We start from the raw sequence: 20100 nt of genomic DNA on the forward strand, positions 1-20100 counted from the left end.
TCATCTGATAAAGTGAAAAAACCTAGAATGCTCTAGGTTTTTTTATGCCTAAAAATTGATTTGTATTGCCTATTTATACAAAGTAAACGCAAGACAGATGTTTTCATTTTAGGTTCATTGTTATATTGATTATTAGATTGCTTCTCACAATAAAACTATGCCGCGAAATCATCTTACAGAACATTTGGTCGATGCATTTTTGCACTTGGCTCCAGTAGAAGGTCTCTATCCTACTTTTATTTCTAATATCACTTTAATGCGGGTAGACCATTCCACGAAACCTATTGCAGTGCTACAAGAGCCTTCAATTGTTTTAGTGATACAGGGATTAAAGCGAGGGTATATTGGTAAAGAAATCTTTCAGTTTCAACAAGGCCAGTGCTTATTCATCTCAATTGCAATACCGTTTGATTGCGATACTATTGTCGAAAATAATGAACCGATGTTGGCGATCGCAATAAAGTTTGAACCACAAATGATGGGTGATCTCATAACTAAAATGGATAAACAGCAACAAGTGGTTACTGAAGATGCTCATTCAGAAGATTTAAAATTAAGCTGTGGGCTTAGAGTGATTGACATGAATGCCACTATTTCAGAGGTTGCTCTCAGATTGCTCAATTTACTTCGCTCTAAACAAGATACTTTTATATTGGGTGAGCAAGTTAAAAGAGAATTGGTTTATCGTGTGGTACAGGCCTCAGGTGGCAATCTAGTCGAGAGCTTATCGGCTATGGCAAGTCGAAATGGTGTGATTTATACCATTTGTGAAATTATTCAGCGTGATTATTATCATAACTTAACGGTTCAAGAGTTGGCGAAACAAGCGGGCATGAGCATCTCGCTTTTTCATCAGACTTTTAAAAAGGTGACGAATTATTCGCCCTTACAGTACATCAAAATTACTCGGTTACATAAGGCACGCGAACTTATCATGAACAATAAAATGGGGGTAGCAGAAGCAGCCTATGAAGTTGGATATGTGAGTGCCTCACAATTTAGCCGAGAATTTAAGCGACTGTTTGGCGTTCCACCCAAGTCCTCAATTATTTAAAGTAAATTAAGTATTTTGGAATATAAATCAAACATGGAGCATTTTATGACCCTTCCAACAACCATGAAAATTATTGAAATTACGGCTCCTGGTGGACCTGAGGTTCTAAAAGTTCAAGATGCAAATATTCCAGCACCTCAAGCAGATGAAGTCTTAATTGAAGTAAAGGCTGCTGGAATTAACCGCCCTGATGTCTTACAGCGTATGGGGTTATATCCGATGCCTAAAGGTGTTACTCAAATACCTGGACTTGAAGTCGCTGGGGTTGTGGTTGCCGTGGGTGACCAAGTAAATCAATTCAAGGTTGGAGATAAAGTTTGTGCTCTAACAAATGGCGGTGGTTATGCAGAATACTGTGCGGTAACTGCAACTCAAGTATTGCCAATACCTGAAAATTTAACGTTTACGCAAGCTGCTGCGATTCCAGAAACATTTTTTACGGTTTGGGCAAACTTATTTGATATCGGCCGTTTAAAGAAAGATGAAACCGCACTAATTCATGGCGGTGCAAGTGGTATTGGAACCACAGCTTTAGCGATTTGCCAAGCTTTAGGAATTAAAACTTTTGCTACGGTTGGTAGTGAAGATAAAGTTGAAGCACTCTCTAGTTTCACCACAGCAATTAACTATAAAACCCAAGATTTTGAGCAAGAAGTTTTGAAACATACTCAAGATCAAGGTATTGATGTTATTTTGGATATTGTGGGTGGTTCTTATTTTCAGAAAAACTTAAATCTATTAAAACGTGATGGCCGACTTGTCATTATTGGCTTTATGGGAGGTCGAATTGCAAAAGAATTTGATTTACAAAAACTGATTTTAAAACGCGCAACGATTACAGGCTCAACGATGCGAGCGCGTAATAGCCAAGAAAAAGCACAGATTGCTCAATCTTTACATGAACATGTATGGCCGTTATTGGAGCAAGGTAAATGTTTACCGCAAATCTATAAAACGTATGCTTTTTCAGATGTGCAAAGTGCCCATGCATGTATGGAGCAAGGTGATCACATTGGAAAGATCGTTTTAGAAATGAATGCGTAATGCTGTAATCTCCTAATTAAAGTTTAGGTGAACGAGAGGTTTGCCTAAACTAAATTTTATAATTCTAGACCCTGCCTATTTCTCTATAAAAATTACCAAATTCTATTGGCAGATTGCACCAGTTCCATAACTTCACCTATAAATTGATTAAGAAATAACAATTGGTTCTTACCTTATTATTTCTTTCCATACTGATGAAAAAGGATAGTAACAATGAATACCGCAAATATTGATGATAAAAATCCTACTCCAGATTTGGCTGAAGATAATGCCTTTTTCCCATCACCATACTCACTGAGTCAATATACTGCTCCTAAAACCGATTACGATGGCACGACTTATTCAACGCCGTATACGGGCAATAAAAAAGTTTTAATGATTGCGACTGATGAACGTTACATCCAGATGCAAAACGGTAAGTTCTTTTCAACAGGTAACCATCCTGTAGAAATGCTTTTACCGATGTTTCATTTAGATAATGCGGGTTTTGAAATTGATGTTGTGACACTTTCAGGGAACCCTGCCAAACTTGAAATGTGGGCGATGCCAAAGCAAGAACAAGTGGTATTAGACACGTTTCAGAAATATGCAGACAAATTAAAAAATCCTGTAAAGCTGGCTGATATTTTAGAAAACGCAGTGGGGGAAAACTCACCTTATGCTGCTGTATTTATTCCAGGTGGGCATGGCGTTTTAGCAAAAATTCCACATAGCCTTGAAGTCAAAAAAGTCCTGAAATGGGCAGTTGAACAAGATAAATTTATTATTACTTTATGTCATGGTCCAGCTTCATTACTGGCTGCGGCAGTAGATGAACAGCCAGAAAACTATATTTTTAAAGGCTATCAAATTTGTGTATTCCCTGATTCATTAGATAAAGGAGCAAATATTGATATTGGTTATATGCCGGGGGCTTTACCTTGGCTAGTAGGTGAAAACCTTGAAAAACTCGGTGTCGAAATTTTAAATAAAGGCATTACAGGTCAATGTCATAGAGACCGTAAATTACTAACTGGTGATAGTCCGCTTGCTTCTAATAATTTAGGAAAACTTGCAGCTGAAACATTGTTGGCTGAAGTGAAGGATTAAGTTATGAAATATGTGCGCCCTGCGGGACTCGAACCCACGTCGGTCGCTTAGGAGGCAACTGCTCTATCCAGTTAAGCTAAGGGCGCATAATTTTCTGATTATAAACAAAAAAGCCATTGTCTAGACAATGGCTTTTTAGATTTATTTATTCTTCAGGATTCTCAATGGAATCTAGTTTTTTAGGATTTAAATAGTCAAAAAGTACGAGCATTGCCGTAATCCAAATAGGGATCATCATTACTGACTCTTTGAAGCCTTGAGTCCACATAATATAGAGAACCACAGCAATAAACGCTAAAACTAAATAATTACTAAATGGCGACCATAACGCTGGAAAAGATGTCTTAATATTCGCGTGCTTAACAAAGCGTCTATACTTCAAATGTGTAATTGATATCATTGCCCAGTTTAGAACAAGTGCACCAACCACAACGTACATAAGATGTCCAAGAGCATCTTCAGGTACAAAGTAGTTTAAAAGAACACAACCAAAGATTAATAAAGCAGAAAGTAGAACAGCGGGAATAGGAACCCCCTGTTTATTAGTTTTTGCAAAAACTTTTGGTGCATTCCCTTGTTGAGCGAGACTGTAGAGCATACGGCTATTTGCAAACATCCCACTGTTATAAACAGAGAGGGCAGCAGTTAAGATAATAAAGTTCAGTAAGTGTGCAGCCCAACCAATACCCATTTGGCTAAAAATCATAACAAATGGACTTTTGTCGAGACCGCCAAGATCTAACTGGTTCCATGGCACTAATGAAAGTAAGATCGCTAGTGAACCGATATAGAAAATCAAGATACGGAAAACGACTTGGTTAATTGCTTTTGGAATGGTTTTTTTCGGATCTTTTGCTTCCGCTGCGGCCATACCAATCAGTTCAATACCACCAAAGGCGAACATCAAGAAAGCCAACATATAGAACAGGCCGCTAAAGCCATTTGGAAAAAATCCACCATGAGACCAAAGGTTACTAAATGAAATACTTGAACCTACATCTGCTGTAAATAGCAAATAAAGCCCAAACACAATCATAGAAATAACCGCAGCAACTTTAATAATAGCGAGCCAGAATTCGGACTCACCATAGAATTTGACGTTAGTTAAGTTAATTGCCGTAATCACGACAAAGAAAAATAAGACAGAAGTCCACGCTGGAATATGAGGCCACCAATAATTAATATATTTGGCTACCGCGGTGAGCTCACTCATCGCCACCAGAACGTAGAGTATCCAATAGTTCCATCCGGTTAAAAATCCGGGAAATTTCCCCCAATATTTATACGCAAAATGGCTGAACGATCCTGCAACAGGTTCTTCAACAATCATTTCTCCCAAGTGACGCATAATCAAAAACGCGATTAAGCCGCCAATGGCATATCCTAAAATAATGGATGGTCCCGCAGATTGAATCACTTGCGCCGAGCCTAAAAATAATCCGGTACCAATTGCTCCACCCATAGCAATTAATTGGATGTGTCGATTTTTTAGTCCTCGTTGCAGTGTAGAAGATTCGTTGGTCAAAGGTCTTCACTCACAATGAATAAGTAAATTATTCTAATAGATGGAGTTATTTTAGCCTAGACTACAAATTAATAAGCTGTGACTGAAAAGTAATTATAAAAAATATTTAAAATCATTGGTTTACTTTTAATATTTCAATATAAAGTAAAAAGTCCTCTAAAAAATATAATTTCATATAGACTTTTTTTCTTAGATTTTGCTTAGATTAAGTCATTGCCAGCATATTGCTTAATTCTCAAAATATGCTCGCGTCAATACGATTGATGTATAAAGCAGATCGCTATCTCTTGGCCTTAAAACAATTTAAGATGAAGAGAAGGGTAAACAAGAATGCTTGTTTTGATATAGAAGAACATAATAGTAAGGATAACAGTTGATATGAGCTCAGTACCGCAAATTAAAATTCCAGCAACTTATATGCGTGGTGGAACCAGTAAAGGTGTTTTTTTTAAGCTTGATGATTTGCCTGAAAAAGCCCAAGTTGCAGGACAAGCCCAAGATCAGCTGTTACTACGTGTCATTGGTAGCCCAGATCCTTATGGAAAACAAATTGATGGGATGGGCGGAGCTACTTCGAGTACCAGCAAAACAGTTATTCTCGCTAAAAGTACGCAACCAGATCATGATGTCGATTATTTATTTGGTCAGGTTTCAATAGATCAACCTTTCGTAGATTGGAGCGGTAACTGCGGTAATTTGACTGCTGCTGTTGGTTCTTTTGCGATTTCAAATGGTTTAGTTGATGCAAATCGTATTCCAGAAAATGGCCTATGTACGGTTCGAATTTGGCAAAAAAATATTCAAAAAACCATTATTGCACATGTGCCTATCACCAATGGTCAAGTTCAAGAAACAGGTGATTTTGAACTGGATGGGGTGACTTTCCCTGCAGCTGAAGTTCAAATTGAGTTTTTAGATCCAGCTGATGATGGTGAAGAAGGCGGCGATATGTTCCCTACAGGAAATGTCGTTGATGAATTAGAAGTCCCTGACATTGGTCGTTTCCAAGCGACATTTATTAATGCAGGTATTCCAACCATTTTCTTAAATGCAGAAGATTTGGGTTACCAAGGTACAGAGCTGCAAGATCATATTAATAGTGATGCAACTGCATTGGCACGTTTTGAGAAAATTCGTGCGTATGGTGCGGTACAGATGGGCTTAATTAAAGATATTTCTGAAGCACCTGCGCGTCAGCACACACCAAAAATTGCTTTTGTTTCGAAACCAAAAAACTATACGGCTTCGAGTGGTAAACAAGTTGCAGAGAGTGATGTCGATTTACTGGTTCGTGCTTTGTCGATGGGTAAATTACACCATGCGATGATGGGAACAGCAGCAGTGGCGATTGGCACGGCAGCCGCTATTCCGGGTACTTTAGTAAATTTAGCTGCGGGTGGTGGTGAGCGTGAAGCGGTACGTTTCGGTCATCCATCTGGAACATTACGTGTTGGCGCTCAAGCCGAACTTGTTAATGATCAATGGGTCGTTAAAAAGGCGATTATGAGCCGGAGTGCACGTGTGTTAATGGAAGGTTGGGTACGCGTTCCAGGTGACAGTTTCTAAAACACTTAAGAATGAAAAAGCCTCTCAATTTTGTAGAGGCTTTTTTACATATACCTTCGAAAACTCATCACGCACTTTTCACAGTGAATCGTGTATGATGTAGCGCATGAATGCTTCATTACATTCAATAAAATTTCTCTACTGATTTTATCGAGGCGACTGTGTCATCACTCTCTCAAGTTAATGCGGATGTTTTAAAACAAGCTCAACAACGTATTCAACAAGATTTATTGACGACACTGGCCGCGTTCTCAATTCCAGAGCCTTTAAAAAGTGCAGTACACCATGCAGTCATGCTTGGTGGAAAACGTGTGCGTCCGGCTTTGTGTTATGCCACAGCTTCTTTACAACCTAATCCAAATTTTGCTGCGGCTCGCCGTGCGGCGGTTGCTGTAGAGTTAATTCATTGTTATTCGCTAGCGCACGATGATTTGCCTTGTATGGACAATGATTTGCTTCGTCGTGGTCAACCGACTTGTCATGTTGCTTTTGGTGAAGATACTGCTTTGCTTGCAGGTGACATATTACAATCAATGGCTTTTGAGGTTTTAGGTAGCCGTTTGTTTGATGAACAAGGGCAGGGTACTGATGCCGCGATTGTGTTAAAACAAATGCAGATTTTAGCAACTGCCAGCTCTAAAATGGTTTCTGGACAGGTTTTAGATTTACAATCTGAAGGCAAGCGAATTACTCAAGACGAACTTGAAAATATCCATCGCAATAAAACTGGTGCGCTCATTCAAGCGGCTATTATGATGGGTGCAGTGACCATTTTCTCTGGAACAGATCAAGCAATTCCAAAGTTACGTCAATATGGCCAGACAATTGGACTGGCTTTTCAGGTTTTAGACGATATTCTTGATATTACTTCGAGTACTGAAACCTTGGGTAAAACTGCGGGTAAGGATGAGCAAGTACAAAAATCGACGTACCCAGCCTTAATGGGTCTTGAGCAAGCAAAAAACTATGCTAAAGAGTTGCATGACCAAGCTTTTGAAGCCTTAGCTCATTTTGGTGACGATGCAAAAGAATTAGTAGATATCTCACAATTCCTTTTAGCTCGTACCAATTAATAAGATTAAATCAATATTCATGCTTCTATTCATATTCAATGAATAAAGGAGAAAAGAATGAATGGTGCTCAGCTTCATCAAAATGCAATTGAAATCGCGCGCAATCTTCCTTTTAGTGAGCAAACTCATCCATTTGGACCTGAATATGAAGTTTTTAAAATATTAGAAAAAATATTCATGCTGACTACAGTAGTCGCGGGCGTCAAAATGGTTAATGTCAAATGTGATCCGTATAAAAGTCAGGAATATCAAGAACTCTATTCATTTATTATTCCGGGCTATCATATGAATAAAAAGCACTGGATTTCGATTACACCGCATAAGAACTTAACAAGTGATTTACTTCAAGATTTGATTCATGATTCTTATGATTTAGTCGTGAAGAAACTTCCTTTGAAAGATCAGAAAAAATTAAAAAACCAATAATATAAAAGATAAAAAAACGGTGGCATGATGGCCACCGTTTTGCTTTCAATTACTTATTTAAAGTAACTAAATTAATTATGTTTTCCCATAATGCCGCGAATTGTATTTAAAACATCGGCAGGTAAAACCACAGTTTTAGCATTGCTTGATTTCGCCATATCTTGCATTGCTTTGACATACTGCTCACCTAACAGGTAAGCAACAGGTGTTTCTTTATCACCCACTGCACTTGTGACCATCTCAATTGCTTTTTGTGAAGCTTCAGCCAAAACAACTTGTGCTTCTGCATCACGGCGAGAGGCTTCTAAGCGTCCGTCAGCCTCTAAAATAGCAGCTTGTTTTTCACCATCAGCTCTAGTTACTGTCGCACGGCGTTGACGTTCTGCCGCAGCTTGAGCTTCCATGGCAGCTTGCATGGTTGAAGAGGGTTGAATATCTTGAATTTCAACAGTTTTTAATGTGATACCCCAATCTGAAATATCATCAGAAATAGCTGCTTTTAACTTAGCTTTAATATGGTCTCGTGAAGACAAAGCATCATCTAGATCCATTTCACCGACAATAGAACGTAATGAAGTTTGTACAAGGTTTTGAATTGCCCATGTATAGTTTTCAATACCATAAACTGCTTTTTCTGGTGTGGTTAAATTAATATATGCCACAGCATTCATGAGCAATACCGCATTGTCACGTGTAATCACTTCTTGAGATGGGATATCTAACACAATATCTTTAGTGGTAACTTTATAAGCCACATCATCGACATAGGGAATCACAAAATTAAGCCCTGGATTTAGGGTAGAGTGATATTTACCTAAGCGTTGAACAATCCACTTATAACCCTGAGGAACAATGCGAACCCCTTTAAAAATAGTGATAGCCACAAAAGCCAAAAAGGCTAAAACAATAATAGTACCAACTGGCATGAAAATACCCTCTCTTTATCTTTAATGTTTATGAAGTACCGTGGGACTGGACAATTAAGTCATTACCCGAAATATCAATAACTCTAACGCGGTCACCGACTTTGACTGGAGTAGTACTTCGACAGTTCCATTCATCGGCTCCTAAAATAGGCATTGGAAAGCGAACAATAATTTGATCATGGTCAAGACCGGTTTGAATCACCATACCGATTTGACCAATAGTCGCTTCACGGGGTAATCCCGCTTTAGTTTTATCAATTGATAATGGTTTAATAAATTTGAACCAAAGAATGGTGCATAGCACTGAAAGAACTATCCACAATACAATTTGCGTTGTAAGGCTAATATCTGGAAATAACCAGTAGAGAAAGCACACCATAATGGCGGCAATACCAAACCAAAGCGCAGCAAAGGCGGGTAGAATCAGTTCAGAAAGAATAAGTAAGATACCCAATACAAACCAGTGCCAAGGTTGTATAACAAACTCCATAGATCTGCTCTTTTATATATCTTTATGATGGGTAAAAGTGACTCAATATCACTTTTACCACTGTAGCAGATGATGGGGAGTGTGGATAGAAAAAAACCACCTCAATTAAAATTTAGGGCGTGGTGCAGGTTTAAATGCAGCTGGAGATTTTTTGAAGTTTGCAATTGCGGTTTCGACTTGGCGTATTTGCGCTTGAGCAGCTTTTTCACCTTCCAAAATTGCTTGGTTACTTGACTTGAGGTCAAGCGTACCTAAGTGGCCCACTTTAGGTTGAATCACTACATTGGCTTGCTTGAGCTCTTCATTAATACTTTGTTGACCCATAATATTAATGGTTTGATCCAGTAATCCCCACATATTGGCTGGGCGGTTCCCTGCTGGACGCGCAGAAATATCAACCGCAATCACAATATCAGCACCCATGTCACGAGCGGTCTTAACAGGAATTGGGCTAACCAACCCACCATCTACATATTTCTGCTTGCCAATAGTTGCTGGTACAAACACATTTGGAATACTACAAGATGCACGTACGGCTTGGCCTGCATTACCTTTAATAAAGTCAGCTTTTTGACCATTATCAAGGCGCGTTGCGACCGCTGCAAAACGAATTGGAAATTTCTCAATTGGTTTGTTGCCTACGTTACGGTTAACGTAGTCCTGTAACTTTTGTCCAAGAATAATACCCTGACGGTTGAGTGTTAAATCGCGGATATCCGATTCTTGTAACTTCAGCGCTAGACTTTGCAATTGATAAGGCGTTTGTCCACTTGCGTAGATACTTCCCACAAAGCTACCGGCACTCGTACCTGTCACAATTTTAGGTTTAATTCCGTGAGATTCTAAAACCTTGATTACACCAATATGTGAAAATCCTTTTGCTCCACCGCCACCTAAAGCAAGTGCAATCACAGGTTCACGGGCTTTCATTGAGGTTGTCGGTGTTGGTGTTTTGCTAAATTTATCACAGCCAAATAGTGCTAGAGAGATAAATCCAATACTGGCAAATTGAGCAATTTTCATCTTTAAAAATAATCTACGTCGAGATAAATTAAGAAGGGCCATAAGACCAGATTTGCTCAATTTTTGCTAGGTTTTTTTCACTAGATTTTGTAAAGGTTCAGCGAGCCAATTGCGATTTTTGGGTGATATTTTTCCTTCATAACGCTCAAAAATCTTAGCGAGATCTTCATCATAGTTACCACTAGGATTTAAGTGCCCTAAGCAGTGAATCGTCTTATGATCATAATCGAAAGAAAACATCACAATGGGAATATTGGCTTTTGCAGCAATATGGTAAAAACCACTTTTCATTTTTTTTGCTTTTTTACGTGTGCCTTCGGGTGCCATTCCAATCCAGATCTTGTCATGTTTTTGAATGGTAGCAACGACTTGTTCTGTCAGTCCATTGGCCGTGTCACGTTTAACAGGAATGACTCCAGCCCAATCTAAAGCTCGTTTAAAAGGTGGTTTAAAAAGAGCGTCTTTACCTAATACTGTAATTTGGATACCTAATCCGAAAATCGCAAGAAAGCCATACCATCCATCAATATTAGAAGTATGGGGTGAGATAATCGCGACTGCTTTTGGAAAATTGGGAACTTCACCTTCGATTGTCCAACCTTGTGCTAAAAAAAGTTTCTTAAATAGCGCCCGACTTAAAGCAGTGCCACGTTGGGGTACCAAATCAGGTAAATTAGGGAAATGTTGATCCATATTTTTTTAAATTTTAACTTGTCCTCGTTTTATCTTAATCTTTTGAAATATATGCTTCATTGGCAAAATGTAAGAACAACATGACATTTGATGTTATTCCTCATTAAACAAATAAAAAGTAGGTTTCTATGTTGCGGCAGCAAAATCTTTATCTTCTGCTATTTTCTTTATATTGGGCACAAGGACTGCCTGTTGGGTTTATGACCCATGCTTTACCCGTGATCTTAAGAGCAGAAGGAGTTTCACTCGCCCATATTGGTGGTTTTGGCTTATTAATGCTGCCTTGGTCAATCAAGATTTTTTGGGCGCCGTGGGTCGATCGACACGCACTTTCCCGTTTAGGGCACTATCGTAGTTGGATATTACCTACGCAGTTTTTGACGGTAGGTGTACTTTTTATTTTGTCTTTTTTCCCCGTTCAAGCTTTAGATCAGCCCATTTATTTATTCGCCTTTTTCATTTCACTTCTTTTTATGAATTTAACAGGAGCAACCCAAGATATTGCGACTGATGCTTTAGCAGTCAATTTATTGAAACATGATCAACAACATTGGGGTAATACATTTCAGGTCATTGGTTCGCGGTTAGGTTTTATTGTCGGTGGAGGCGCCGTACTTTGGTGTTTAGACTGGCTGACATGGCAACCTACTTTTTTGCTATTAGCAACCATAGTATTTTTAAATACTTTACCCGTTTTATTATTTAAAGAGCCTCAACACACTTCTCATCTAAATGAAGAACCCAAACTTGGCCAACAAAATTTAATTCTAAAAATTAAAGCCTATTTGGGTTATTTCTCCCAAAGTAAAGAGCTCCGTTCTTGGTTAATAGTACTCATCACTTTTAAAGTAGCAGACGGCTTAGCTGGGCCATTACTCAAACCTTTAATGGTGGATATGGGGTTAAGTTTTACTCAAATTGGTGTTTATATCACGATGCTCGGTGCAGTAGCGGCGCTGATAGGGGCAGCAATAGCAGGATGGGGGCTGAAGTACTTTTCAAGGTCAACAGCTTTAATTGTTTTTTCAGTCTTTAAAATTATAAGTCTAGGAGCCTATGCTTATTTAGCCTATACCTATGAACAAAAAATTCAGATCAATGTCTGGGCTATCTATATAGTAAATGCTTTAGAAGACGCCTTCTCGGCAATGTTGTTGGTGGTTATGTTGACTCTAGTCATGCATTACAGTCGCAAAGAATATGCGGGAACAGATTTTACCTTTCAAGTATCAGTCATGGCGACTGTGAGTGGTCTTCTTTATAGTTGCAGTGGGGTGATTGGTGATGTACTTGGTTATTTCCATTATTTGATAGCTATTGTCATTATTGGAGTAATCACTTTACTGCCTATTTATCTCTGGAAACATGAAAAACTACAGGAAAATTAATGTTAACTAAATGAAATAAAGAAACTTAATATTGCTTAAGCCATGATCAAGCCTAGATCTACTACCTTGGTCTATGTTTTTAAAAATGTATATTTTTAGCTATTTAAATGCGCTATTAATTGTGCCATCTTGTGTGGGTAGCAAATGGAAGCTAACTGGAGAAAAAATGGATTTCGATAACAAGAAAAATCATGTGAATCAATCAAAATCGGCAGAAAAATGTTCAATTAGATTGGATATTAGCCTAAAGTCTAAAAAAGAATAATGAAATAACGATTTAATCATTCTATAAGATAAGAGAGTTGTGTAGGATTCGTTACAACATGAAGTTAAGGTAAAAATCTGTAAAACAAAGTATGTCTTTGGTTATAGGCTTTAGTCTTGCACAGCGTTGAAATTGGTTTTGGTTGCGGTAATAAAATTAATGTAACCAAAGTGGAGGAGAGTTGATTTTTTAGCCCCTTAATTTAATGGCGTAAATCAACTTGGCATGGATAGGCAACATAAAATATATTTTTAGGAGTTCTTGATGGATCTATTCCTTAATCGTAAATCTTTCGTTATTAAAAGTTTAGCTCTTACAGTAACAGCTTTAATGATGAGTGGGGCACATGCTGCAACTTCCGACAAAGCGGAAATTCAACAGCTTCGTAAAGAAGTGGAAGCGCTTAAAGCTTTAATTCAACAGCAACAACAAGTACAGCAACAACAACAGCAAGTACAGCAACAACAGCAAGTACAACTCGCTGAAGTTAAAGCACAACCTGCTGCTGCACCAGTTTCACCTTTAGCATCATTAAAATCTAAAACTGGCGCTGATGTGAACCTATATGGTTTTGTTCGTGGTGACGCTAACTATATTATTGAAGGTGCTGATAACGACTTTGGTAAAGTAGCTGAATCAAAAGGCGAAGCAAAAGACAAAATTCGTGCAACTGCTAAAACGACTCGTCTAGGCCTTGATTTCACAGCTCCAGTAAATGATGCCAAAGTCGGTGGTAAACTTGAAGTTGACTTTGCTGGTTCAACAACAGATTCAAATGGCTCATTGCGTGTTCGTCATGCTTATGTAACATATAATAACTGGTTATTTGGTCAAACAACTTCAAACTTCTTAGCTAATCATGCACCAGAAATGATCGACTTCTCGACAAACATTGGTGGTGGTACTACTCGTGTTCCACAAGTACGCTATAACTACAAACTAGGACCAACAACACAATTGTTTGTAGCGGCTGAAAAAGGTGATAGCGCTGGTCTTACTGGTACAAAAGATACAGATGGTAGCTGGGTAAATGACAGTATTAAATATAGTTTGCCAGTATTAACTGCTAAAATCACTCAAGGCTATGCAGATGGTAAAGGTTCTGCTTCAGCTCGTGCATTAGTTGAAAACTATAAATCAAAAGCTGGCGGTGATAACCAAACCGGTTGGGGTGTAGCTGTTGGTACAGACTTTAAAGTATCTGATCCTTTAAAACTATTTGCTGATGCATCTTATGTTGTAGGTAACAGTAACTACTTATATGGTAGTAATAAGGCCTATACAATCGTAAATGGTGATATTGAGCAAAATGAATTTGTAGCCGTACAAGTGGGTGGAACTTATAAAATTTTACCTAACTTACGTTCGACTTTAGCTTACGGCGCTCAATTCTCTGATGACGGCACTGACTATGCTAAAGCATATGCAGCTGGTAATGAAAAAGTTCAACAAGCATGGATTAACTTCATTTATACACCAGTTAAACCAATTGATTTAGGTGTTGAATACGTTAACGGTAAGCGTGATACCTTTGATGGTAAGTCTTACAAAGATAACCGTGTTGGTTTAATGGCTAAATATAGTTTCTAAGAACAATATTTAGTTAAAAATTAAAAAAGGCGAGGTTAATTAATCTTGCCTTTTTGTTATTTAAAATTTAAAAAATAAATATGCAGTAAGGTCGGTGGATTAGATCATTTTTTATTTAAGTCATTTTTAAGTTTCAATTTCTACATTAGAGCATCATAAAAAGATTGTAGTCGTCCGAGATGCTGAATTTTTTTTCTACATTAAAAAATAAACAGGTTTCACTGTTTATGTTTAATTTAATTTTAGCTATTTGGTTGGGGGCCATTCTCAATATTGGTTTCTTCCATAGCATTGATATTTTAACTCCATATTTTGGAGTAAAGGCTATTCTATTTTTAGCTGCTACAGTAGTTATTGTGGTTGCTGCTTATTATGCGGTTTTACAGATTTTAAACTGGACATGGACCGCTAAAATTTTTGCAATTTTACTGCTTATGATTGGTGGTTTTAGCTCTTATTTCGTCAATACCTTAGGGATAATCATCTCGCCCGATCAGATTCAAAATATGATACAAACAGATGTATCTGAAGTTTCTGATTTAATTTCATTACGTTTTGGACTCTGGACAATTTTCTTTGTTGTTTTACCTATTATTTTAATTACGCAGGTAAAACTTAAAAAAGAAAAAGTATCTTATTTATTAATGAAAAAACTTGGTTCGATTGTGGGTTCATGTGCAATCGTGGGTATTTTACTATTTGTTTATTATGTTGATTTTGCATCTATTTTTCGTGAGCATCGTGATTTGAAAGGGATGATCTCACCACAAAATAGCATTTCTTCTTTGATGTCTTATTATCACAAAATGGCACCTAAGAAGAACCTGCCACTCATACATTATGGTGAGGATGCTCATCAAGTTCAGCAAGTACAAAACAACTTGCCTAAATTAATGGTTTTGGTTGTAGGCGAGACTGCCCGTGCGGAAAGTTTTGCATTAAATGGTTATTCAAAAAATACGAATCCAGAGCTTTCTAAACAAGATATTTTGAATTTTTCTCAAGTCAGCTCATGCGGTACAGCAACTGCTGTGTCAGTTCCATGCATGTTCTCTGGAATGCCTCGCGTTGATTATGATGAACAACTTGCAAGTCATCGTGAAGGTCTATTGGACATTGCCAAACGTGCGGGTTACCAAGTGACTTGGATTGATAATAATTCTGGTTGTAAGGGCGCGTGTGATCGTGTTGAGCAGTACCCGATATCAGAAAAGTTAAAGCAAAAATGGTGTAAAGATGGCGAATGCTATGATGATATTTTGATTGATAGCTTAAATGAGTATTTAGCAACTATTCCTAAAGAAGACACCCGTCCACGGCTCATTGTTTTACATCAAGTCGGAAGTCATGGCCCAGCTTATTACAAGCGTGCGCCTGCTCAATATCAACCGTTTAAACCGACTTGTGATACTAATGCGATACAGGGCTGTTCTCAAACAGAGTTATTGAATAGTTATGATGATACGATTGTGTATACAGACCATGTGTTAAGTCAGTTGATTGATAATTTAAAAGAAGTATCGAAATATCAAACAGGTTTATGGTATTTATCTGATCATGGTGAATCAACTGGCGAACATGGTTTATATTTACATGGTTCACCGTATGCAATCGCACCGAGTCAACAAACACATGTACCAATGATTATGTGGTTCTCTGATAAATGGAAACAACACAATTTTGCACAAGTAAGTTGTCTAAGCCAACAAACAAAAGAAACGTTAAGTCAGGATAATTTATTCCCAAGCTTATTAAGCTTGTTAGGTGTAAAAACTCAGGTCATCAACCCTCAACTGGATATGCTGCACTCGTGTGCCCATGTGAATTAAAGCGAGCTTAAAACATGACAAAAATCTTGATGATTGAAGATGATTTTATGATTGCAGAATCAACAATAACGTTGCTGCAATATCATCAATTTGAGGTGGAATGGGTCAATAATGGCTTAGATGGTCTGGCTCAGTTAGCTAAAAATAAATTCGATTTAATTCTTTTAGACTTAGGGCTACCGATGATGGATGGCATGCAAGTCTTAAAGCAAATTCGCCAAAGAGCAGCGACACCAGTCTTAATTATTTCAGCACGAGATCAGTTACAAAACCGCGTGGATGGCTTAAACCATGGCGCAGATGATTACTTAATTAAACCCTATGAGTTTGATGAGTTACTTGCTCGTATTCACGCGCTATTACGCCGTAGTGGGGTAGAGGCTCAGCTTGCCAATCATGAGCAGCTATTACAAAGTGGTGATCTGGTTTTAAATGTTGAACAGCACATTGCTACTTTTAAAGGTCAACGTATTGATTTGTCCAATCGTGAATGGGCAATTCTTATTCCTTTGATGAGCCACCCAAATAAAATCTTTTCTAAAGCAAATCTTGAAGATAAGTTATATGATTTCGATAGTGATGTTACCAGTAATACGATTGAAGTATATGTGCATCACTTGAGAGCTAAACTCGGGAAAGACTTTATTCGAACGATTCGAGGGCTGGGTTATCGTTTAGGGCAATCGTAACTTAAATTTTGGAACTTCATAACAGTGCATTATTCATTAAAAAAACGACTGATTTGGGGCACCTCAGTTTTCAGTGTCATTTTAGGTTGTATATTAATTTTTAGTGCTTATAAAGTTGCACTTCAAGAAGTCGATGAAATTTTAGATACGCAAATGCGCTATTTAGCTGAACGAACAGCTGAATATCCATTGAAAACGGTAAGCAGTGAGTTTGATTTTCATAAAACTTATCATGAAGAAGACCTATTTGTAGATATTTGGGCTTATAAAGACCAAGCCCATTTATCTCATCACCTCCATTTATTGGTTCCACCCGTTACACAAGCAGGCTTTTATTCGCATAAAACCAGTCAAGGTTTAATCCGTACCTATGTTCTGCCATTAAAGGATTATCAAATCCAGATTAGCCAACAAGAAAAAGTCCGTGAAGCTTTTGCTTGGGAGCTTGCGGGCAGTATGTTTATTCCATATTTGATTATTTTACCTTTTGCGATTTTTGCTTTAGCTGCAATTATTCGTCGAGGTTTAAAGCCGATCGATGACTTTAAAAATGAACTGTCTCACCGTGACTCAGAAGAGCTGACACCTATTGAAGTTGTGGATTATCCTCAAGAACTGTTACCCACAATTGATGAAATGAACCGTCTTTTTGAGCGTATTTCTAAAGCACAAAATGAACAGAAGCAGTTTATTGCAGATGCTGCCCATGAACTTCGAACTCCTGTGACTGCTTTAAATTTACAGACCAAGATTTTAATTAGTCAGTTTCCTGAGCATGAATCACTGCAAAATTTGAGTAAAGGATTAGCACGTATTCAGCATTTAGTGACGCAGCTTTTAGCTCTGGCTAAGCAGGATGTCTCTTTAAGTGTGATTGAACCGACAAAAGCTTTTCAACTCAATGATGTCGCTTTAAATTGCGTTGAGCAGCTTGTTAATCTGGCTATGCAAAAAGAAATCGACTTGGGGTTTGTTCGTAACGAACCAATTGAAATGCATAGTGTCGAGCCAACAGTTCATTCAATTATTTTTAACTTAATTGATAACGCTATCAAATATACGCCTCATGAAGGAATGATTAATATTTCAGTCTTTACTGCTACAGATGGCGATGCGTGTATACAAATTGAAGATAGCGGTGCAGGGATTGACCCAGAGCATTATGATAAAGTACTAAAACGTTTTTATCGTGTACATCATCACCTTGAGGTTGGCAGTGGTTTGGGGCTATCGATTGTAGATCGAGCGACTCAGCGCTTAGGTGGGACTCTGACACTAGACAGAAGCTTAGAGCTTGGTGGACTTTCTGTTTTGGTCAAACTTCCTAAAGTTCTCCATATTCACGAAACAAGAACTTGAGTTAGGTAAGTTCTTGTTTGATTCGTTTCTCAAATTCAAAGCGGTGAATACAAATTGCATAGAATAAGATATTCACTGCCCAAACCACCCAACCTGTCCATAAATTATGACTCAGGAAATGTGCTCCACGCATCATTTGTCCCCAACCCATCATAAAGCCCAAAATAATGCCTGCAATGAGATAAAAATAGGCACGTTTAGGTTGTTCAAGACGATAAACAAAATAACCTGTCATTAAAATAAAACCAGCGCTTGCATGGCCGCCTGGAAAGCAATGCCCATGTTTCGCAGTGAAGTCCCATACATAACTTAAAGCAGTAGGATGAATCATATTCCAAGGGCACGCATGAGCCGATTGTGATTTTAAGAGGCCAACTATACCGCTACTAACCATACTCACAAAAAACATATAGCCATATTGCCAGCGATAAGGCTTTAATTTTTCAACTTTAAATGATGCGAGCCACAGACCGAAAAAGATAACGTAAATGGTAGTAATGATTTGTTTAACAATTTCATGATTCAGTCTTTCAAGATACCAATTGTCTCGATTGAAAAAATGACCTGTTGAATCAATCCAAGGATGGATGAAATACATGTCAATTTTTCCACCCACAGGAAAAACGATCAAAAGCAGGAAAAAACTGAAAAAAAGAAGAATGATATTAAGCTGAAAAAATTGTTTTTGTTGATTCATGCCATGCAACATCAATTAAATTGTGAGTAAAGGCATTACATAAAATTAAGCTTAAATTGCTCTTAAACTATACGAAGAAAGAAGTTCAATTTTCTTTAAAAAATAAAAAAAGCGACGAGAAGTATCGTCGCTTAGAGCACTTTAACAAGTATTAAAACATACCTTCTTCAGAGTTTGCTGAAATCTTATGAATAGATAAATCTGCACCACGGAACTCGTCTTCTTGAGATAAACGAATGCCGATAGTTGCTTTAAGCAAGCCGTAAACAATAAAGCCGCCAGTGAGCGCAATAGCAATCGCAAGTACTGTACCAATGAGCTGTGAAGCAAAAGATACACCGCCTAAACCACCAAGCCATTTTTGACCAAATAAACCCACTGCAATACCACCAAATGCGCCGCATACGCCGTGCAAAGGCCATACACCGAGTACATCGTCCACTTTGAGTTTGTTTTGAGTATAGGTGAATAGATATACAAACATTGCGCCAGCTGCACCACCAATCACAAGCGCACTGACTGGATGAACAATGTCAGAACCCGCACAGATTGCAACTAAGCCTGCAAGTGGGCCGTTGTGTAAGAAACCAGGGTCATTTTTCCCAATCGCATTTGCTGTAATGGTGCCGCCGACCATTGCCATGAGCGAGTTAATGGCAACTAGACCAGAAATTGCATCAACACGCTGCGCGCTCATCACATTAAAACCAAACCAGCCAACAATTAAAATCCATGAACCGAGCGCTAAAAATGGAATAGAAGATGGCGGATGAGCACTTACACGACCATCCTTTTTATAACGACCAGAACGGGCACCCAATAAAATGACCGCTGCAAGTGCAATCCAACCACCCATCGCATGCACTACGACTGAACCAGCAAAGTCATGAAAAGCTGCACCAAAAGTTGCTTCTAACCATTTTTGTAGACCGTAGTTACCATTCCAGACCATGCCTTCAAAAAATGGATAAACCAGCGCGACTAGAGCGAGTGTCGCAATTGCTTGTGAACGCATTTTGGCGCGTTCAGCAATACCACCCGAAATAATGGCAGGAATTGCCGCGGCAAAGGTGAGTAAAAAGAAACAACGCATGAGGTTGTAGCCATGATCACTCGCAAGGCTTGTACCATTATGGAAGAAATGTTGACCATAGGAAATGTAGTAGCCAACAAAGAAATAAGCGATTGCAGAGAGGGCAAAGTCAGTCAGAATTTTACTAAGTGCGTTCACCTGATTTTTGTGGCGAACCGTACCAAGTTCCAAGAATGCAAAACCTGCGTGCATGGCAAGAACCAAAACTGCACCAAGTAATAAGAAAAATAGATCTACATTTTGCATAGCATGCTCGAAAAAAGTGCTAAATTCCATTTTGG

The 20100-nt window shown here is 38.3% G+C and carries 19 protein-coding genes and 1 tRNA gene; 12 read left to right on the plus strand and 8 right to left on the minus strand.

All coding sequences use genetic code 11. The features are described 5' to 3' along the window. The first annotated feature begins 157 nt into the window (after nt 1–157). The 3 genes from yqhC to hchA all read left to right on the plus strand — a co-directional run bounded on the left by yqhC (nt 158) and on the right by hchA (nt 3187). Nucleotides 158–1054 (plus strand): AraC family transcriptional regulator, encoded by an 897-nt coding sequence (gene yqhC / locus F931_RS21450; RefSeq protein ID WP_016143165.1) that lies wholly within the window; start codon nt 158–160, stop codon nt 1052–1054. 33 nt (nt 1055–1087) lie between these two features. Continuing rightward, nucleotides 1088–2098 carry an NAD(P)H-quinone oxidoreductase gene (locus tag F931_RS21455; RefSeq protein ID WP_080649562.1) on the plus strand — a complete coding sequence of 337 codons (1011 nt, stop codon included), beginning with the start codon at nt 1088–1090 and terminating at the stop codon, nt 2096–2098. 213 nt (nt 2099–2311) lie between these two features. Beyond that, nucleotides 2312–3187, plus strand: coding sequence for a glyoxalase III HchA (gene hchA / locus F931_RS21460; protein ID WP_016143167.1), 876 nt, complete (start codon nt 2312–2314; stop codon nt 3185–3187). 13 nt (nt 3188–3200) lie between these two features. Here hchA and F931_RS21465 read toward each other — a convergent pair. Continuing rightward, nucleotides 3201–3273 (minus strand) — tRNA-Arg (locus F931_RS21465). A gap of 59 nt (nt 3274–3332) precedes the next feature. Then, nucleotides 3333–4712, minus strand: a complete 1380-nt coding sequence (locus tag F931_RS21470) for an amino acid permease (protein ID WP_004789335.1) — start codon at nt 4710–4712, stop codon at nt 3333–3335. Nucleotides 4713–5090: 378 nt separating this feature from the next. Here F931_RS21470 and prpF point away from each other — a divergent pair, with 378 nt between their 5' ends. From prpF to F931_RS21485, 3 genes are all read left to right on the plus strand, one after another. After that, nucleotides 5091–6278 (plus strand): 2-methylaconitate cis-trans isomerase PrpF, encoded by a 1188-nt coding sequence (gene prpF, locus F931_RS21475; protein WP_016143168.1) that lies wholly within the window; start codon nt 5091–5093, stop codon nt 6276–6278. A gap of 161 nt (nt 6279–6439) precedes the next feature. Next, nucleotides 6440–7351: a polyprenyl synthetase family protein gene (gene ispA, locus F931_RS21480; protein WP_016143169.1), complete on the plus strand. Its 912-nt coding sequence runs from the start codon at nt 6440–6442 to the stop codon at nt 7349–7351. A 57-nt stretch (nt 7352–7408) separates the two neighbouring features. Then, a complete protein-coding gene (locus F931_RS21485) occupies nt 7409–7777 on the plus strand; it encodes an MmcQ/YjbR family DNA-binding protein (RefSeq protein WP_016143170.1) in 369 nt (122 codons plus the stop codon). Between the two features lie 71 nt (nt 7778–7848). Here the strand turns inward: F931_RS21485 and qmcA are convergent, their stop codons facing one another. From qmcA to F931_RS21505, 4 genes are all read right to left on the minus strand, one after another. After that, the gene (qmcA, locus tag F931_RS21490) at nt 7849–8703 is read right to left on the minus strand and encodes an SPFH domain-containing protein (RefSeq protein ID WP_016143171.1); all 855 of its coding nucleotides are present in this window, start codon (nt 8701–8703) and stop codon (nt 7849–7851) included. Between the two features lie 28 nt (nt 8704–8731). Further along, nucleotides 8732–9193, minus strand: a complete 462-nt coding sequence (locus tag F931_RS21495) for an NfeD family protein (protein WP_016143172.1) — start codon at nt 9191–9193, stop codon at nt 8732–8734. A gap of 105 nt (nt 9194–9298) precedes the next feature. Continuing rightward, nucleotides 9299–10216, minus strand: coding sequence for a patatin-like phospholipase family protein (locus tag F931_RS21500; RefSeq protein ID WP_014207516.1), 918 nt, complete (start codon nt 10214–10216; stop codon nt 9299–9301). A 66-nt stretch (nt 10217–10282) separates the two neighbouring features. Continuing rightward, on the minus strand, nt 10283–10909 hold the full coding sequence (locus tag F931_RS21505; RefSeq protein WP_016143174.1) for a lysophospholipid acyltransferase family protein: 627 nt from the start codon (nt 10907–10909) through the stop codon (nt 10283–10285). A gap of 128 nt (nt 10910–11037) precedes the next feature. Here F931_RS21505 and F931_RS21510 point away from each other — a divergent pair, with 128 nt between their 5' ends. The 6 genes from F931_RS21510 to F931_RS21535 all read left to right on the plus strand — a co-directional run bounded on the left by F931_RS21510 (nt 11038) and on the right by F931_RS21535 (nt 18029). Next, nucleotides 11038–12297: an MFS transporter gene (locus tag F931_RS21510; protein ID WP_016143175.1), complete on the plus strand. Its 1260-nt coding sequence runs from the start codon at nt 11038–11040 to the stop codon at nt 12295–12297. Nucleotides 12298–12370: 73 nt separating this feature from the next. Beyond that, nucleotides 12371–12562 (plus strand): hypothetical protein, encoded by a 192-nt coding sequence (locus tag F931_RS21515; RefSeq protein ID WP_025470461.1) that lies wholly within the window; start codon nt 12371–12373, stop codon nt 12560–12562. A 264-nt stretch (nt 12563–12826) separates the two neighbouring features. Next, nucleotides 12827–14152 (plus strand): DcaP family trimeric outer membrane transporter, encoded by a 1326-nt coding sequence (locus F931_RS21520; RefSeq protein ID WP_016143176.1) that lies wholly within the window; start codon nt 12827–12829, stop codon nt 14150–14152. 179 nt (nt 14153–14331) lie between these two features. Next, the gene (gene yjdB, locus F931_RS21525) at nt 14332–15981 is read left to right on the plus strand and encodes a phosphoethanolamine transferase (protein WP_031945571.1); all 1650 of its coding nucleotides are present in this window, start codon (nt 14332–14334) and stop codon (nt 15979–15981) included. Nucleotides 15982–15995: 14 nt separating this feature from the next. Then, on the plus strand, nt 15996–16670 hold the full coding sequence (locus F931_RS21530) for a DNA-binding response regulator PmrA (protein ID WP_002116411.1): 675 nt from the start codon (nt 15996–15998) through the stop codon (nt 16668–16670). 24 nt (nt 16671–16694) lie between these two features. Beyond that, nucleotides 16695–18029, plus strand: coding sequence for a two-component system sensor histidine kinase PmrB (locus F931_RS21535; RefSeq protein WP_016143178.1), 1335 nt, complete (start codon nt 16695–16697; stop codon nt 18027–18029). Between the two features lies 1 nt (nt 18030). Here F931_RS21535 and F931_RS21540 read toward each other — a convergent pair whose 3' ends face one another. Both F931_RS21540 and F931_RS21545 read right to left on the minus strand, forming a co-directional pair. After that, nucleotides 18031–18738 (minus strand): phosphatase PAP2 family protein, encoded by a 708-nt coding sequence (locus F931_RS21540; RefSeq protein ID WP_080649563.1) that lies wholly within the window; start codon nt 18736–18738, stop codon nt 18031–18033. Between the two features lie 139 nt (nt 18739–18877). Further along, nucleotides 18878–20065, minus strand: a complete 1188-nt coding sequence (locus F931_RS21545; RefSeq protein ID WP_016143180.1) for an ammonium transporter — start codon at nt 20063–20065, stop codon at nt 18878–18880. Nucleotides 20066–20100: the final 35 nt, after the last annotated feature.

Origin of the sequence: Acinetobacter pittii ANC 4050 (assembly GCF_000399685.1) — a bacterium.
Classification (GTDB): Bacteria; Pseudomonadota; Gammaproteobacteria; order Pseudomonadales; family Moraxellaceae; genus Acinetobacter; species Acinetobacter pittii_E.

Excerpts from the sequence above, each read along its gene's own strand:
- yqhC (WP_016143165.1), top strand. The coding sequence starts at position 158 with ATGCCGCGAAATCATCTTACAGAACATTTGGTCGATGCATTTTTGCAC.
- F931_RS21455 (WP_080649562.1), top strand. The coding sequence starts at position 1,088 with ATGGAGCATTTTATGACCCTTCCAACAACCATGAAAATTATTGAAATT.
- hchA (WP_016143167.1), top strand. The coding sequence starts at position 2,312 with ATGAATACCGCAAATATTGATGATAAAAATCCTACTCCAGATTTGGCT.
- prpF (WP_016143168.1), top strand. The coding sequence starts at position 5,091 with ATGAGCTCAGTACCGCAAATTAAAATTCCAGCAACTTATATGCGTGGT.
- F931_RS21485 (WP_016143170.1), top strand. The coding sequence starts at position 7,409 with ATGAATGGTGCTCAGCTTCATCAAAATGCAATTGAAATCGCGCGCAAT.
- qmcA (WP_016143171.1), bottom strand. The coding sequence starts at position 8,703 with ATGCCAGTTGGTACTATTATTGTTTTAGCCTTTTTGGCTTTTGTGGCT.
- F931_RS21495 (WP_016143172.1), bottom strand. The coding sequence starts at position 9,193 with ATGGAGTTTGTTATACAACCTTGGCACTGGTTTGTATTGGGTATCTTA.
- F931_RS21500 (WP_014207516.1), bottom strand. The coding sequence starts at position 10,216 with ATGAAAATTGCTCAATTTGCCAGTATTGGATTTATCTCTCTAGCACTA.
- F931_RS21505 (WP_016143174.1), bottom strand. The coding sequence starts at position 10,909 with ATGGATCAACATTTCCCTAATTTACCTGATTTGGTACCCCAACGTGGC.
- F931_RS21510 (WP_016143175.1), top strand. The coding sequence starts at position 11,038 with ATGTTGCGGCAGCAAAATCTTTATCTTCTGCTATTTTCTTTATATTGG.
- F931_RS21515 (WP_025470461.1), top strand. The coding sequence starts at position 12,371 with ATGTTTTTAAAAATGTATATTTTTAGCTATTTAAATGCGCTATTAATT.
- F931_RS21520 (WP_016143176.1), top strand. The coding sequence starts at position 12,827 with ATGGATCTATTCCTTAATCGTAAATCTTTCGTTATTAAAAGTTTAGCT.
- yjdB (WP_031945571.1), top strand. The coding sequence starts at position 14,332 with ATGCTGAATTTTTTTTCTACATTAAAAAATAAACAGGTTTCACTGTTT.
- F931_RS21530 (WP_002116411.1), top strand. The coding sequence starts at position 15,996 with ATGACAAAAATCTTGATGATTGAAGATGATTTTATGATTGCAGAATCA.
- F931_RS21540 (WP_080649563.1), bottom strand. The coding sequence starts at position 18,738 with ATGTTGCATGGCATGAATCAACAAAAACAATTTTTTCAGCTTAATATC.
- F931_RS21545 (WP_016143180.1), bottom strand. The coding sequence starts at position 20,065 with ATGCAAAATGTAGATCTATTTTTCTTATTACTTGGTGCAGTTTTGGTT.